This is a genomic window from Streptomyces sp. 2A115 (assembly GCF_052245575.1).
Taxonomy (GTDB): domain Bacteria; phylum Actinomycetota; class Actinomycetes; order Streptomycetales; family Streptomycetaceae; genus Streptomyces.
The window spans coordinates 1-14,975 of record NZ_JBQQCG010000146.1 but is presented as its reverse complement, the minus strand read 5'-3'; the positions used below and the strand labels follow the sequence as shown (position 1 = coordinate 14,975).

At 71.0% G+C, this 14,975-nt stretch carries 13 protein-coding genes, 2 rRNA genes and 1 pseudogene; 3 read left to right on the top strand and 13 right to left on the bottom strand.

The window, feature by feature from the left end; genetic code table 11:
• Positions 1-818, bottom strand: an 818-nt coding sequence (locus ACTWQR_RS53835) for a hypothetical protein (protein ID WP_443234686.1), incomplete at its 3' end; no start/stop codon positions are given.
• A 119-nt stretch (positions 819-937) separates the two neighbouring features.
• On the opposite strand from ACTWQR_RS53835, the gene ACTWQR_RS53830 reads away from it, so the two are divergent.
• Entirely contained in the window at positions 938-1,903 is a 966-nt protein-coding gene (locus ACTWQR_RS53830) for a hypothetical protein (protein ID WP_443234685.1), read from the top strand.
• A gap of 71 nt (positions 1,904-1,974) precedes the next feature.
• On the opposite strand, the gene recN is transcribed toward ACTWQR_RS53830, so the two are convergent.
• From recN to ACTWQR_RS53810, 4 genes are all read right to left on the bottom strand, one after another.
• Positions 1,975-3,711, bottom strand: a complete 1,737-nt coding sequence (gene recN, locus ACTWQR_RS53825; protein ID WP_443234684.1) for a DNA repair protein RecN — start codon at positions 3,709-3,711, stop codon at positions 1,975-1,977.
• Positions 3,712-3,879: 168 nt separating this feature from the next.
• Complete coding sequence (locus ACTWQR_RS53820; protein ID WP_443234683.1) at positions 3,880-4,785, bottom strand: NAD kinase; 906 nt, start codon at positions 4,783-4,785, stop codon at positions 3,880-3,882.
• Positions 4,782-5,597, bottom strand: coding sequence for a TlyA family RNA methyltransferase (locus ACTWQR_RS53815; RefSeq protein ID WP_443234682.1), 816 nt, complete (start codon positions 5,595-5,597; stop codon positions 4,782-4,784). The genes ACTWQR_RS53820 and ACTWQR_RS53815 overlap by 4 nt, the downstream gene beginning before the upstream one ends.
• A gap of 7 nt (positions 5,598-5,604) precedes the next feature.
• Positions 5,605-5,850 (bottom strand): hypothetical protein, encoded by a 246-nt coding sequence (locus ACTWQR_RS53810; protein ID WP_443234689.1) that lies wholly within the window; start codon positions 5,848-5,850, stop codon positions 5,605-5,607.
• 195 nt (positions 5,851-6,045) lie between these two features.
• On the opposite strand from ACTWQR_RS53810, the gene ACTWQR_RS53805 reads away from it, so the two are divergent.
• Positions 6,046-6,393 (top strand): SCP2 sterol-binding domain-containing protein, encoded by a 348-nt coding sequence (locus ACTWQR_RS53805; RefSeq protein ID WP_443234681.1) that lies wholly within the window; start codon positions 6,046-6,048, stop codon positions 6,391-6,393.
• A 15-nt stretch (positions 6,394-6,408) separates the two neighbouring features.
• Here the strand turns inward: ACTWQR_RS53805 and ACTWQR_RS53800 are convergent, their stop codons facing one another.
• The 4 genes from ACTWQR_RS53800 to ACTWQR_RS53785 all read right to left on the bottom strand — a co-directional run bounded on the left by ACTWQR_RS53800 (position 6,409) and on the right by ACTWQR_RS53785 (position 10,673).
• Positions 6,409-7,251, bottom strand: coding sequence for an ABC transporter ATP-binding protein (locus ACTWQR_RS53800; protein ID WP_443234680.1), 843 nt, complete (start codon positions 7,249-7,251; stop codon positions 6,409-6,411).
• Positions 7,248-8,303 carry a FecCD family ABC transporter permease gene (locus ACTWQR_RS53795; RefSeq protein WP_443234688.1) on the bottom strand — a complete coding sequence of 352 codons (1,056 nt, stop codon included), beginning with the start codon at positions 8,301-8,303 and terminating at the stop codon, positions 7,248-7,250. Before ACTWQR_RS53795 ends, ACTWQR_RS53800 begins: the two co-directional genes overlap by 4 nt.
• Positions 8,304-8,467: 164 nt before the next feature.
• Positions 8,468-9,511, bottom strand: coding sequence for a FecCD family ABC transporter permease (locus ACTWQR_RS53790; protein WP_443234679.1), 1,044 nt, complete (start codon positions 9,509-9,511; stop codon positions 8,468-8,470).
• 133 nt (positions 9,512-9,644) lie between these two features.
• Positions 9,645-10,673: an HAD hydrolase-like protein gene (locus tag ACTWQR_RS53785; RefSeq protein WP_443234678.1), complete on the bottom strand. Its 1,029-nt coding sequence runs from the start codon at positions 10,671-10,673 to the stop codon at positions 9,645-9,647.
• 72 nt (positions 10,674-10,745) lie between these two features.
• Here ACTWQR_RS53785 and ACTWQR_RS53780 point away from each other — a divergent pair, with 72 nt between their 5' ends.
• Complete coding sequence (locus tag ACTWQR_RS53780) at positions 10,746-12,035, top strand: DUF1015 family protein (protein ID WP_443234677.1); 1,290 nt, start codon at positions 10,746-10,748, stop codon at positions 12,033-12,035.
• A gap of 54 nt (positions 12,036-12,089) precedes the next feature.
• Here ACTWQR_RS53780 and ACTWQR_RS53775 read toward each other — a convergent pair whose 3' ends face one another.
• The 4 genes and pseudogenes from ACTWQR_RS53775 to ACTWQR_RS53760 form a co-directional block, all read right to left on the bottom strand.
• On the bottom strand, positions 12,090-12,941 hold the full coding sequence (locus ACTWQR_RS53775) for a hypothetical protein (protein ID WP_443234687.1): 852 nt from the start codon (positions 12,939-12,941) through the stop codon (positions 12,090-12,092).
• A gap of 561 nt (positions 12,942-13,502) precedes the next feature.
• A pseudogene (locus ACTWQR_RS53770) lies at positions 13,503-14,507 on the bottom strand (hypothetical protein); the annotation flags it as partial.
• 109 nt (positions 14,508-14,616) lie between these two features.
• Positions 14,617-14,733 (bottom strand): 5S ribosomal RNA (gene rrf / locus ACTWQR_RS53765).
• 136 nt (positions 14,734-14,869) lie between these two features.
• Positions 14,870-14,975: ribosomal RNA gene (locus tag ACTWQR_RS53760) — 23S ribosomal RNA — on the bottom strand; the annotation flags it as partial.

Sequence of the window (14,975 nt, the reverse complement as noted above, 5' to 3'; positions counted from 1 at the left end):
CCCCTTGCCCGCCCCTTGCCCGCCCGCAACGATCGTGCGGCCTCGCTCACTTCGTCCCCGTACACGGCCGCGGCCACCACCGCGGCGACGTGCGCGAGGAGCCCGGCGCGGCCGTTGCCCACGACGATCGCTGTACCGAGAGCGGCCCCCAGGGCATGTGCCCCCGCGTCGCCGATCATCGCGCGTTCGCCCAGGTCATCGGGGAGCACGGCCGCCGCGGCCCCCATCGCGGCGGCGGACAGCTCCCCCGCGGGCCCTGTCCGCAGCAACCCTGGCGCCCCCAGCGCGAGCACGGCTCCGGCAGCCCTCCCGGGGCGTACGTCCAAGAGGTTGACCAGATGCGCGCTTCCCGCGATCACCACTCCCGCCAACAGCTTGTCCAGCGGCCGCTCCTTGAGCAGCGCCCCCGCGCCGAGCCCGGCCGCCGAGATCCCGAACAACTTGACCGTCCCGCTGGTGACTTCCCCGTCCCGCAGCGCCATCAGATGCGCCCGGAAGCCCCGCCGCGCGTCTCCAGCCCCCACAACGTCGTCGTACGCCCCGCACACGCCGGCGACGACCACGGCGAGGGCGGCGGCCCCTCGGCTCCGCCCGCCCCCAGCCGCCGCCCGGGGAGACCTCCATCCCGCTTCGCACGCGACCGCCAGCGCGGCGGCGGCCGCGGGCCCCGCGTACAACTCGACGGTGCGCCCGGCGTAGTTCGTCCGCTCCCACCGCTCACGCCCGCCGGGCGCCCGGGAGCGCAGCACCCCGATCCCGGCGAGGGTGCCTCCGGCGGAGAGGGCGAACGCGGTGCTGCGACGTAGGCGAGTGATCACGCGAACCACCCTACGGAAGGACGGTTCCCCGGCTCTGACTGAGGATTGGACCGAGGATTGTCAGTGCCGTCTGTCACGATGCGTTTCATGTCGTCAGAAGTAGCTCACCGGGGGGACGCATGGCCAGGAAGACAAGGCAGCGGACACGCAAGTCACCTGCCAAGAAGGCAGTGGCGATCTACCACGACATGAAGGTGTACGAGAATTTCGAGCGCAGCGCCCAGCGCATCTTCGAATGTGTGCAGGCGGCCCAGAAGCAGTCCCCGGGCGCGCCGAGGTTTCTCTATCTCGACGTGCAGGGACATCGCAACGAAGCGGGCGGCTACGACCACGACGCCTACGAGCTGATGCGGGAATTCGCACTGGGCTTCATGGGGAAGTACTTGACGGAGATCCACACGCCGTTCGTCGACATCCGGACCAAGAACCCACAGTGCGACGACATCCCGGCCTTCCTGCGGATCAACTACCCGGACGACGGCGGCAACTACGGCTACGACACCACAACGCTCGACGTCAAGCCACGTGAACGTACGCCCGCCGACCGCAAGTCACCGCCCACCGTGCAGGCCATCGTCGACTACTTGGGCATGGAAAAAGCCGCCTGCCTGGTGTGCTGGCGCACCCCGGTGGAGCGCGCTCACGTCGTACCGTCCCAACTCGGCGGCTCCATGGACGTACGGAACTTCGCCCTGCTGTGCGCCGCTCATCACGCCGAGGCGCCGGACGTGGCCGATGCCGAGAGTTTCTGGGCCTGGGTGGACTACGCCGAGCTCAGGGACAGTCCGGACAAGTGGCTGGACGCCCCTGCGGAGGTCCAGGACTGGTTGGGGCGAAACGGCACGCTCATCGGCAGGGAAAAGCGTGAGCCCCGGTCGTTCTTCTCAGCCGTGAAACACGAGCTGAAATCGCTCTACGGCTGGACCGACAGCGATTTCGCCACAGCGGACTGGGCTTCTTTGATGGAAGAGTTCCATCAAGTCCTGGACAGGGCCACCGGACGCCATTTCGCCGTCGAGAAGAAGGCATCGACATACGCGTGGGCCTACAACGTCGCGCGCAAACGCGTGACCGGCAGGAAATGACAGCCCCGCAAGGGACCCGGGGCTGTCACGGCATGCGGCTCCTCCCCCCGGCTCATCCAGCGGACTACGGACTACCCGTCCGCCCGAGCCGTCGCCAGCAACTCCTCCGCGTGCGCCCGAGCCGTCTCCGAGTCCTCCTGACCCGCCAGCATCCGGGACAGCTCGCGGATCCGTGCCTCGCCTTCGAGGACCTTCACGCCGGACCGGGTGACCGACCCGTCGTTGGTCTTCTCGACGAGCAGCTGCCGGTCGGCGAACGCGGCCACTTGCGGCAGGTGCGTGACGACGACGACCTGCGCAGTTTTGGCGAGCCGGGCGAGACGGCGGCCGATCTCGACCGCGGCCTTGCCGCCGACGCCCGCGTCGACCTCGTCGAAGAGGTACGTGGGCACGGGGTCCGTACCCGCGAAGACGACCTCGACCGCGAGCATGACGCGCGACAGCTCACCACCGGACGCGCCCTTGGCGATGGGCCGCGGCGGGGCGCCGGGGTGCGGGGCCAGCAGCAGCTCCACCTCATCGGCGCCCGCCGGACCGTACGCGACCGGACGCCCGCCGACCTCCACGCCCTCCGGGTCCTCGGTCTGGCGGATCTCGAACGACACGCGCGCGTGCGGCATGGCCAGCGAGGCCAGCTCGGCGGTCACGGCCGCGGCGAAGCGTTCGGCGGCCTCCGTGCGGGCGTCCGTCAACGCCTGGGCCAGTCCGCCCAGTTCGGCCCGCAGAGCGTCCCGCTCGGCGGTGAGTTCGCCGAGCCGGTCGTCGTCGCCCTCCAACTCCATGAGCCGCGCGGCCCCTTGCTCGGCCCAGGCCAGCACGGCGGCAACGTCCTCCCCGTACTTCCGCGTCAGCGCGGTCAGCGCGGCCCGCCGCTCCTCCACCGCCGCGAGCCGCAGCGGATCCGCGTCGAGGTCGTCGGCATACCCCGCCAGCTCCCCCGCCACGTCGCCCAGCAGGATCCCGATCTCCCCTATGCGGCCGGCGAGCGCGCCGAGAGCCGAGTCGTGGGACCGTACGGCCTCAAGGGCCCGGTGCGCGCCCGCGACGAGTGTCGCGGCGTCGATGCCCTCCGGGTCCTCGGGATTTCCGGCGAGGGCCGCGTGCGCCGCCGTGGCGGCGGACGCGAGCGCCTCCGCGTGGCCGAGCCGCTCGGCCTCCGCGGCCAGCTCCACGTCCTCGCCGGCCCGCGGCTCCACCGCCGCGATCTCGTCGAGCCCGAAGCGGAGCATGTCGGCTTCCTGGGCGCGTTCACGCGCGCGCGTGGTGATCTCGTCGAGCTCCGCGGAGATGGCGCGCAGCCGCCGGTACGCGCCCGCGTACTTGGCGAGCGGCACGGCGACCGCGTCGCCCGCGTACCGGTCGAGGGCCTGCCGCTGCCGGGACAGCTTGAGCAGCCCCTGCTGGTCGGTCTGGCCGTGCACGGCCACGAGCTCGTCGGCGAGTTCGGCGAGCACCCCCACGGGCACGGAACGCCCGCCCAGGTGCGCGCGCGAGCGGCCCTCCGCGGACACGGTACGGCTGATGAGCAGCGTCCCGTCGTCGAGCTCGGCGCCCGCCTCCTCGGCGCGAACGGCGGCCGAGGCGCCCTCGGCCACGGTGATCCGCCCCTCCACGACCGCGTTCTTGGCCCCGATCCGTACGAGGGCCGCGTCGGCGCGTCCGCCCAGCAGCAGGCCCAGGCTGGTGACCACCATCGTCTTGCCCGCGCCGGTCTCACCGGTCACGGCGGTGAAGCCGGGTGACAGCTCCACGACCGCGTCGTCGATGACTCCGAGCGACCGTATCCGCATCTCCTCCAACACGGACATGACCTTACGAGGTTTCGCCCACCCGGCGCGACGCCGCCCCAGTCCCTACACAAAGGGCCAGGTGCGTACGACGCCCGGGGTCACTCCCAGGGGCCACGCCCGTTGACCGGAATGCCCGCCTTCCACACACCTGTGGTGCCCTCCGCTCAGCGCGGAGGGCACCTTCGCTCAGTGCGGAGCGCCCCGCCACCCCGCCACCGGCAGCGCGAACTTCGCGACGAGCCGGTCGGTGAACGACGCGTGGTGCAGCCGGGCCAGCCGCACCGGCACAGCACCGCGGCGGACCTCGACTCGGGCGCCGGGCGGGAGCTCGATCGTGCGGCGGCCGTCGCACCACAGGACCCCGGGCGGGATGTGGGGCAGTATCTCCACGGCCAGCACGGAGTTCGGCGAGGTCACGAGCGGCTTGGCGAACAGGGCGTGCGCGCTGATCGGCACCATGAGCAGCGCCTCGACCTCCGGCCACACCACGGGCCCGCCGGCGGAGAACGCGTACGCCGTCGACCCGGTGGGCGTCGCGCAGACTATGCCGTCGCAGCCGAAGCCGGTCACGGGCCGCCCGTCGATCTCCAGCACGACCTCGAGCAGCTTCTCGGCCCCCGCCTTCTGCACGGCGGCTTCGTTCAGCGCCCAGTCCGTGTGCACGACATCGCCGTTGCTGTGCACGACGACGTCGACGGTCATGCGCTCCTCGACCTCGTACGCCCTGGTCACCACGCGGTCGACGACCTTGTCGAGGTCGTCGCGCTCAGCCTCCGCGAGGAAGCCGACGCGCCCGAGGTTGACGCCGAGCATCGGCACCCCGGAGGCGCGGGCGAACTCGGCGCCGCGCAGCAGCGTCCCGTCCCCGCCGAGGACGATCAGCAGCTCGCACCCGTCGAGGCACTCGGGAGTCGCCTCCTTGACGAGCTCCACCGTCGGCGGCAGCGGCAGGTCGGCCGCCTCCGCCTCGAGGACCCGTACGCCGAGTCCGGAGCGCAACAGCCCCTGCACGACGAGTTCGGCACTCCGGATGGCCGCGGGCCGTCCGGTGTGGGCAAGCAGGAAAACAGTACGAGCTCGGGTCTGTGTCAACGCGGCCCCTCCGCCACTGCACGGTCAACGTCGGCCGGGTCCAGTGCGGGTGCCCCGGCACGCAGCCACAGAAAGTACTCGACATTCCCGGAGGGCCCGGGCAGCGGGCTGGCCGTCACGCCCTTCACTCCGAGTCCCAGCTCCCCCGCCCGCCGGGCCACACCGCGCACGGCGTCCGCCCGCAGCTCGGTGCTGCGGACCACGCCGCCGCTCCCGAGCCGTTCCTTGCCCACCTCGAACTGCGGCTTGACCATCATCACCAGGTCGGCATCAGGTGCCGCGCACCGCACAAGGGCGGGCAGCACCAGGCCGAGCGGAATGAAGGACAAGTCACCGACAATAAGATCCACCGGCTCCCCATCGATCGCCTCCAACGTCAACTCGCGTACGTTCGTACGGTCCTTGACGGTGACCCGTTCATCGCTCTGGAGAGACCACGCCAGCTGCCCGTAGCCGACATCCACGGCGACGACATGGGCGGCCCCCGCCCGCAGCAGTACATCGGTGAAACCGCCGGTCGAGGCGCCGGCGTCCAGAGCTCGCCGTCCCTCGACCTCCAGGCCGAGCGGAACGAAAGCCTCCAGTGCTCCCGCGAGCTTGTGGCCGCCGCGCGAGACGTAGTCGGGGTCGTTGGCGTCCTCGGCTACCAGGATGGCGGCAGCGGTCTCCACCTGGGTGGCGGGCTTGGTCGCGAGGGTCTTGCCGACGGAGACCCGCCCGGCGGCGATCAGCTGACCGGCGTGCTCGCGCGAGCGCGCGAGCTTCCGTCGGACCAGCTCGGCGTCGAGGCGGCGTCGTGCCACTCCTGCCACGTTCGGTTCAGCTCCTACTGCTGTACGTCGTCGGGGGCACCGGAGGTCCCGGGCGGGCGTCGAGCGCGGTGAGCGCGTCGCGCAGCCCCCTGTGTACATCCTCGTACACCTCCATGTGCCCGTCCGTGGCGAGGTGGTCCGCGTCGGCCAGCCGGTCGAGCTGGGCGTCGACGTCGGCGTAGCCCGTGGGCGCGCGCGACACGTTCAGCGGGGCCGGGGCCGCGGGGTCGTACTCGGGTTCGACAGGGAGCACCGGCTCCGGGTCGGGCTCCGCCCCGGGCTCGACCGGAACATCATCCTCCGGCACGGAGGGCTCCGGAACGTCGGCGTCCGCACCGAAGGGCGCCGTACCGAGGGGCGCCGTACCGAGGGGCTCCGTCTCCGGGCCGGTCATGGAGTGGCTCATGCCCTGACGCTACCGCGAAGCGCTGCGGTACCGTCGATCACGATGGCGACGATTGAGGAGTGCCGCAGCGCACTCGACAAGCTCTCGGACAACATGGCGCACGCGGAGGGCGACGTGCGCAGCGCGGCCGCCCTGGACCGCTCGCTGACCTGCCGTATCACCGACCTCGACATCACCTTCGTCGGCCGCCTCAAGGACGGCCGGATCCAGGTGCTCGACACGGTCCAGGGCCCTCCGCCCGAGAAGGCCGAGATCCGGCTCACGATGGCCGGCGACGACCTGGTCGCGATGGTCGACGGCGAGCTGAACTTCGCCAAGGCCTGGGGCTCGGGCCGGGTCAGATTCGAGGCGAGCCTGCGGGACCTGCTCCGGCTCAGAAAACTGCTCTGACCCTCCGGGTCCCGTTCAGGAACCCTTGGCGACGCTGCCGGCGGCGGTCGTACGTACCTTCCGCGCCGCCGGCACCACCAGCGGCGTGCCCGTCTCCGGGTCGTCGATGACCTGGCAGCGCAGCCCGAAGACCTCCTCGACCAGCTCCGCGGTGACGATGTCCGACGGCCTGCCCTCGGCGACGACCGAGCCCTCGCGCAGGGCGATCAGGTGCGTGGCGTACCGGGCGGCGTGGTTGAGGTCGTGCAGCACGGCGACCAGGGTGCGGCCCTGCTCCTCGTGGAGTTCCGCGCACAGGTCGAGTACGTCGATCTGGTGCTGGATGTCAAGATAGGTGGTCGGCTCGTCGAGCAGCAGCAGCGGGGTCTGCTGGGCGAGCGCCATGGCGATCCAGACGCGCTGGCGCTGGCCTCCGGAGAGTTCGTCGACATAGCGGTCGGCCAGTTCGGCGACCCCCGTCGAGGCCATCGACTCGCGCACGATCCGCTCGTCCTCGGTCGACCACTGGCGCAGCAGCCCCTGGTGCGGGTAGCGGCCGCGGCCCACCAGGTCGCCGACCGTGATCCCGTCCGGCGCGATCGACGACTGCGGCAGCAGCCCGAGCGTCCTGGCCACCTTCTTCGCGGGCATCGACTGGATGACCTGCCCGTCAAGGAGCACCCGTCCCTGGTTCGGCTTCAGCATCCGGGAGAGCGCGCGCAGCAGCGTGGACTTGCCGCAGGCGTTCGGGCCGACGATCACGGTGAAGGAGTTGTCCGGTATCTCGACCGACAGCTGTTCGGTGATGACGCGCTGGTCGTAGGCGAGGGTGACGCTCTCGGCGGACAGGCGGTTCACAGTGCTCCTTCGGGTGTTCATATCCGGCCCGCCTTGCGCTCGGTGACCAGGAGCCACAGCAGATAGACACCGCCGAGCACTCCTGTCACCACGCCGACGGGCAGCTGGTCGGCGCCGAAGGCCCGTTGCGAGGCCCAGTCCGCGACGATCAGCAGGGTGGCGCCCATGCACATCGCGGGCACCAGGTTCGGTCCGGGCGAGCGGGTGAGGCGCCGGGCGAGCTGTGGCGCGGTGAGCGCGACGAAGCCGACCGGGCCCGCGGCGGCGGTGGCGGCCGCGGTGAGCAGCACGGCGGCCACCAACAGCACCAGCCGCGTCCGCTCGACCCGCACCCCGAGCGCGTACGCCGTGTCGTCGCCCATCTCCAGCATGCGCAGCTCACGCGCATTGCCGAGCACAAGCGGCACGAGGACGACGCACAGGCCGAGCAGTGGCCATACCTGGTCCCAGTCACGGCCGTTGAGCGAGCCGGTCATCCACACGACCGCACGGGCCGCGTCGACGATGTCGGCCCTGGTCATCAGATAGCCGTTGACGGCCGTGAGGATCGCGGCGACACCGATACCGACCAGAACCAGTCGATATCCATGCACTCCCTGCTTCCAGGCGAGCACATAAATGGCCAGTCCGGTCACCAGACCGCCGGCCAGTGCCCCGAGGGCGACCTGGGTGGCGCTCCCCGAGAACAGCACGATCATCACGAGCGCGCCGGCCGTCGCCCCCTGCCCGAGGCCGAGCACGTCCGGACTGCCCAGCGGATTGCGGGAGATGGCCTGGAAGAGCGCGCCGCCGAGCCCGAGCGAGGTGCCCACCAGGAGCCCGACCATGACCCGCGGCAGCCGCAGCTCGTTGACGATGAATTCCTGGCCCGCGTCGCCGTTCCCGAGCAACGTCTTGAGAACGTCCCCGGCGGGAATCGGGAAGTCGCCGGTGCCGATGAGTACGACGCTCGCGGCGAGCGCGGCCACCATCAACAGGGCCACGACCGTGAACGCACGGACGTCGACGCGGACCGACAGCCCACCGCCGGCACGGACCGTCCGCCCGCGGAAGGACCGGGCGGGTGTCGCCAGATCGCGCCCGGCCTGATCGCGTCCGACGTGATCGCGTCCGCCCAGCGGGCGTTCGACCTGCGGGGATTCGGTCCTCGGACCTTCGGACTTCGGGTCTTCGGTCTTCGAGTCTTCGGTCTTTGGGTATTCGGCCTGCCGGAGTTCGGCCCGGTTGCGTGGAGCCTTCACAGCTGCGCCGTCCTCCGCCGTCGTACGAGAAAGATGAAGACCGGACCGCCGAGGATCGCCGTGACGATGCCGACCTGAAGCTCCGAGGGCCGCGCGACCATCCGCCCGAGGACGTCGGCGCCCAGCAGCAGCACGGGCGAGAGCACGGCGGCGTAGGGCAGGATCCAGCGCAGGTCGGGCCCGGTGAAGGACCGTACGAGGTGCGGAACCATCAGCCCGACGAACGCGATCGGCCCGCAGGCGGCCGTCGCTGCCCCGCACAGCAGGGTCGCGGCGGCCATGGACAGCGCGCGGGTACGGCCCAGATGCGCGCCGAGCGAGCGGGCGGTGTCGTCGCCCATGGCCATGGCGTTCAGCGGCCGGGCGAGCGCGAGCGCGAGAACCGTGCCGACCGCGAGGAACGGCAGCACCTGCTCGATTGTCCTGTCGGTGGCCGAGGCCAGTGAACCGACCGTCCAGAAGCGCATCTTGCCGAGCGCCGCCTCGTCCATGATCATCACGGCCTGCAGATAGCCGTAGAGGGCGGCGCTGATCGCGGTGCCGGCGAGCGCGAGCCGAACCGGCGTCGCGCCCCTGCTGCCGCCGAGGAAGTACACCAGCGCCCCGACGACGGCCGCGCCCGCGAAGGCGAACCACACATAGCCGCTCAGCGAGGTGACACCGAAGAAGGTGATGGCCGTGACGACCGCGGCGGACGCGCCCGCGTTGATGCCGAGCAGCCCGGGGTCGGCCAGCGGATTGCGGGTGAGTGCCTGGAGGACGGCCCCGGCAAGGCCTAGCGCGCCGCCGACGAGCAGCCCGAGGACCGTACGCGACAACCTCTCGTTCACCACGACATCGCCGTACGTGTCCGTGTCCTCGAACAGGCCGTGCCAGACCTGGTCCAGGGACAGCTCTTTCGCGCCGATCGCGATGCTCGCCAAGGCGATGAGCACCAGCACAGCGAGCGACACGAACAGCCCAGCGGCCCGTATCGCCCTGCGGGCTGGGGGCACGGGGGCGGTCTCCGCGCGCGGTTCGGGGGGACTGTCGACCAACACGTGGTTAGGTTAGCCTACCCTCCCTGCCGAGCTCGAACGCGCGCGGTGACCTGCGTAATCACCCGCCTTGAGACCCCGGGCCCACCGTCCCCAAGGTCGGCCCCTCAAGCCCCAGTTGTCCCTGAAGCCCCACTCAAAGCCCCAGTCGCGCCAACGCCTTGCCCCCGTCCAGCTCGCACGCCCCGTCACCAGCTGCTGTCCAGGCGGCGGCACACAGCGCCCGCAGCCCGTCGAGCGCCTCACCCTCACCCTCCAGTTCCAGCCGCTCGCTCCCGGCCGTGGCGGTCCAGCCCCCGCACCGGAACCCGTCGCCCGCCTCCACGACCCCGGGCTGCCCGGTCAACAGCCCCCGCAGATCCGCGTCGACATACGTCGGCCGGTGCTCCGGCGGCGCGGCAAGCAGCTGCGCACCGTCCGTCACCCCGGTCAGCACGAGCAGCGAGTCCACCTCACCGTTGAACGCCCCCTCGATGTCCGTGTCGAGCCGGTCCCCGACCACAAGCGGCCGCACAGCCCCGGTCCGCAGGATCGTCTCGCGGTGCATCGGCGGCAACGGCTTGCCCGCCACCTGCGGCTCAGCGCCCGTGGCGATGCGTACGACCTCCACGGCCGCCCCATTGCCCGGGGCGATCCCGCGCGCACTGGGAATCGTCAGGTCGGTGTTGGACGCGAACCACGGCACCCCACGCGCGATGGCGTAACAGGCCTCCGCGAAGCGCCCCCACGGCAGATCCGGCCCCCCGTACCCCTGCACGACAGCCACCGGCTCGTCCTCGGCCGACTCGACCGGCTCGAGCCCGCGCTCGCGCAGTGCTACCCGCAGTCCGTCCCCGCCGATCACCAGCACCCGCGCACCCTCGGGCACCTGCTCGCTGATCAGCCGAGCGGCGGCCTGCGCCGAGGTGATGACGTCCGACTCCTCGGTCGGTATCCCCAGCTCGGTGAGGTGCTCCGCCACGGTGTCTGGCGTCCGCAGCGCGTTGTTCGTGACGTATGCGAGACGCATCCCGCCCGTACGGGCCGTGGCGAGCGACTCGATCGCGTACGCGATCGCGTTCCCACCCGCGTACACCACCCCGTCCAGGTCGAGCAGCGCCGTGTCGTACGCCTCGCTCAGGGCCCGGTCACTGCCCTCGGGGCCCGTCCGCACGGTCTGCCTCATTACACATCGCTCCTCATCCGATCCCATTCCCCCGATCATCCCGCATGCCACTGACACACTTACGATGCCTCAATGAACACTGCAGGTCCCGCGGACGTACCGGCACGCATGGGCCTTGATCTGACCCCGTTCCGGGGCCTCCGCTACGACCCCGACCGGGTCGGCAGCCTCTCCGCCGTCACCTCCCCGCCGTACGACGTGGTCGTCCGGCCCGACGGCCTGCTCCACCTCGAATCGGCCGACCCGCACAACATCGTCCGGCTGATACTCCCCCAGGACGGCACCCCCACCGCACGCAACCAGCAGGCGGCGGACACCCTGGACCTCTGGCTGTCCGAAGGCATCCTGACCACGGACACCGAGCCGGGCCTGTACGTCTACGAGCAGCGCGCGGACGACGGCATGCTGCAACGCGGCATCATCGGCGCCCTCCGCCTCTCGGAGCCGTCGGACGGTGTGGTCCTGCCGCACGAGGACGTCATGCCGCACGTCGTCGCGGACCGCGCGGACTTGATGCGCGCCACCTCCGCGAACCTCGAACCCCTGCTGCTGACCTACCGCGGCAACGGCACGGCCTCCGGCACGACGGCCGTCATCGAACGCGCCGCCCACCGCCCGCCCCTTCTCTCCACCACGACGGAGGACGGATTCAGCCACCGTCTGTGGGCGGTGACCGACCCGGCGGACATGTCCGAGATCCAGACCGACCTGTCCTGCCACCAGGCCCTCATCGCGGACGGCCACCACCGCTGGGCGACGTACCTGCGCCTACGCGCCGAACACCCCTCCCCCAGCCCCTGGGACTTCGGCCTGGTGCTCCTCGTCGACACTGCCCGCTACCCGCTCCGCGTCCGCGCGATACACCGCCTCCTCCACCGCCTCCCGCTGGCCGACGCCCTCGCCGCCCTCGGCGACTCCTTCCGCGTACGCCAAGTCGACGGCCCTCTCCCCGAAGCCCTGGAGGCCCTCTCCGCAGCGGCCACCGAAGGAAACGCCTACCTCCTCGCGGGCGACGGCGCCTTCCACCTCGTCGACCGCCCGTCCCCGGACCTGCTGGCCCGTACGATCCCGGCCGACCGCCCGGAAGCCTGGCGCACCCTCGACGCCACGGTCCTGCACGCCACACTCCTCGACCATGTCTGGCGGATCCCGGACGTCCCGGAGCACATCGCGTACATCCACGACACGGCCGCCACGGTCGCCAAGGCCGAGCGCGACGGCGGCACGGCCGTCCTGATGCACCCGGTCCGCGAGGAGGTCGTACGCGACCTCGCGGGCCAGGGCATCACGATGCCCCGCAAGTCGACGTCGTTCGGCCCGAAGCCGGCATCGGGCCTGGTGCTGCGCGCGCTCGGCCTCTGAAACACGAACGGGCGGGACCCCCGTGGGGATCCCGCCCGTCTGCTCGTACGCCGCCTACGCGGACGTCAGCCCTTCCAGGCCGTCCTTGTCGTCGTTCCCGTCCTTGTCCTGGTCCTCCGGGTCGTCTGAGTCGTCCTCCGAGCCGTCCTTGGCCGGCTCGGTCGCCGGAGCCTCGGAGACCACCACGGAATCGGTCACAGGCTCGACGTCGACGTCACCGTCGCTGTCGTCGAAAGCGTCGACGAACTCGACGCCCTCCAGCTCCGCCAGCCGGTCCGACGCGTCCGTGCTGCCGTCCTTGTCGGACTCGACGGCCTTGGCGAACCACTCGCGCGCCTCATCCTCACGACCGGCCGCGAGCAACGCGTCCGCGTAGGCGTAACGCAGCCGCGCGGTCCAGGGCTGCACGGAGTTCGACGCCAGCTCGGGGCTCTGCAACGTGACGATGGCCGCGTCGAGCTGGTCCATGTCCCGCCGCGCACCGGCCGCCACGAGCCGCATTTCGACCTGACCGGCCTTGTCGAGCTTCTGCACCTCGGGGGCCCCGGCCATCTCCAGCGCCTTTTCCGGGCGCCCGAGCCCGCGCTCACAGTCCGCCATGACGGGCCACAGGTCCACGTTGCCGGTCATGCGCCGGGCAGCGCGGAACTCGGCAAGCGCCTCGCTGAACTTCTGGTTCGCGTACGCGGCGAACCCGGCCGCCTCCCGCACGGCAGCCACACGCGACGCCAGCCGCAACGCCACCCTGGAGTAGCCGTACGCGCCCTCGGGGTCCTCGTCTATGAGCCGGGCCACCATCACCAGATTCCTGGAGACGTCCTCGGCAAGCCCCTTCGGCAGGCTCATCAACTCCTGGCGTACGTCCTTGTCGATCTCCTCGCCCGTGACGTCGTCCGGAATCGGCAGCCGCTTGATCGGCTCGCGGTCCCGCTCCCGCTCCTCGCGGAAACGGCCACCGCCACGGCGGTCGTCGCCCCGACCGTCGTCCCGGCCCCGGAAGCCTCCGCCGGGGCGACCACGGCTGTCGTCGCGACGCGGTCCCCCGCGGCCGCGGTCGTCCCGTCCGCGGTCATCACGGCCACGGAATCCGCCACCGCCACGGGTGTCGTCCCGACGGAACCCACCGCGGTCACCGCCACGGTCGCCGCCACCGCGGCTGTCGTCCCGCCTGTCGTCCGGCCGGCCGAAGCCGCCACGGTCGCCGCCGGGGCGATCATCACGCCGGTCGTCCTTACGGTCGTCGCGGCGGAAGCCGCCACGACCGCCACCGCCACGATTGTCATCGCGACGGAAACCACCACGGTCACCGCCCCGGTCGCCGCCACCGCGGCTGTCATCACGACGGAAACCACCACGGTCATCGCTGCGACGGTCGTCGCGATGGCCAGAACCACCGCGGTCGCCACGGCTAGGCCCACTGGGCCGGTCTTCGCGACGGAAACCACCACGGTCATCGTCCCGCCGGTCGTCACGGCGGAAGGCCGGACGGTCCCCCTCACGCCGAGGAGCACCAGTGCCGCCTCCGGCACCGCGACTGTCGTCACGCCGGAACGTCGGCCGATCCCCCTCACGCCGGAACCCACCACGCTCACGGTCATCACGGCGGAACGCCGGACGATCACCCTCACGCCGAGGGGCACCACGATCGCCACCACTACGATTGTCATCGCGACGGAAACCGCCACGGTCACCGCCACCACGGCCGTCATCACGGCGATCGTCGCGCCGTCCGTAGCCGCCACGGTCGTCACCCCGACGATCATCGCGGCGGAAGCCGCCACGATCGCCGCCACCACGGCTGTCATCGCGGCGAGGGCCGCTCCGCTCGTCGTCCCGACGGAAACCACCGCGGTCACCGCCCCGGTCCCCGCCACCACGGCTGTCATCACGCCGGTCGTCACGGCGGAACGCGGGCCGGTCCCCCTCACGCCGAGGAGCACCAGTGCCGCCTCCGGCACCGCGACTGTCGTCACGCCGGAACGTCGGCCGATCCCCCTCACGCCGGAACCCACCACGCTCACGGTCATCACGGCTCGGACCACCGGGGCGGTCGTCGCGACGGGCCGGCGGACGGCCTCCACGGTCGCGGTCGTCACGCCCACGGAATCCGCCACCACCGCGGTTGTCGTCCCGACGGAAACCACCGCGGTCACCGCCCCGGTCCCCGCCACCACGGCTGTCATCACGCCGGTCGTCACGGCGGAACGCGGGCCGGTCCCCCTCACGCCGAGGAGCACCAGTGCCACCTCCGGCACCGCGACTGTCGTCATGCCGGAACCCGCCACGGTCACCGCCACCGCGGTTGTCACCACGGCTGTCATCACGGCGATCGTCACGTCGGCCGGAGCCACCACGGTCGTTGTCACGGCGCGGACCTCCGCGGTAGCCGCCGCGGTCACCACTGTCCCGGCGGCGCTGATCGCGCTCCGGTCGCTCGTCGGGAGAGTTGGTGGACATGGTGACTCCTGTCATCGGTACCGCAACTTCATTCTCGCGCAGCCGAGTACCCGGTGCGCTTCGGAAAAACAAAAAAGGACCTCTGGTCCCAGCGAGTCGCTGGGACCAGAGGTCCTCAAATTTTGTTCGGCGGCGTCCTACTCTCCCACAGGGTCCCCCCTGCAGTACCATCGGCGCTGTAAGGCTTAGCTTCCGGGTTCGAAATGTTACCGGGCGTTTCCCTCACGCTATGGCCACCGAAACCCTTTCAGACACCCCGCAATAAAGCGAGATCTCGAACGGGCAGCGAACTAGCACACTATTCAATTGATTAGTGAAACTGTTCAGCCAGCACAACCGTTCGTTGTCTGGGAACTACACAGTGGACGCGAGCAACTGAGGACAAGCCCTCGGCCTATTAGTACCAGTCACCTCCACCCGTTACCGGGCTTCCAGATCTGGCCTATCAACCCAGTCGTCTACTGGGAGCCTTAACCCCTCAAA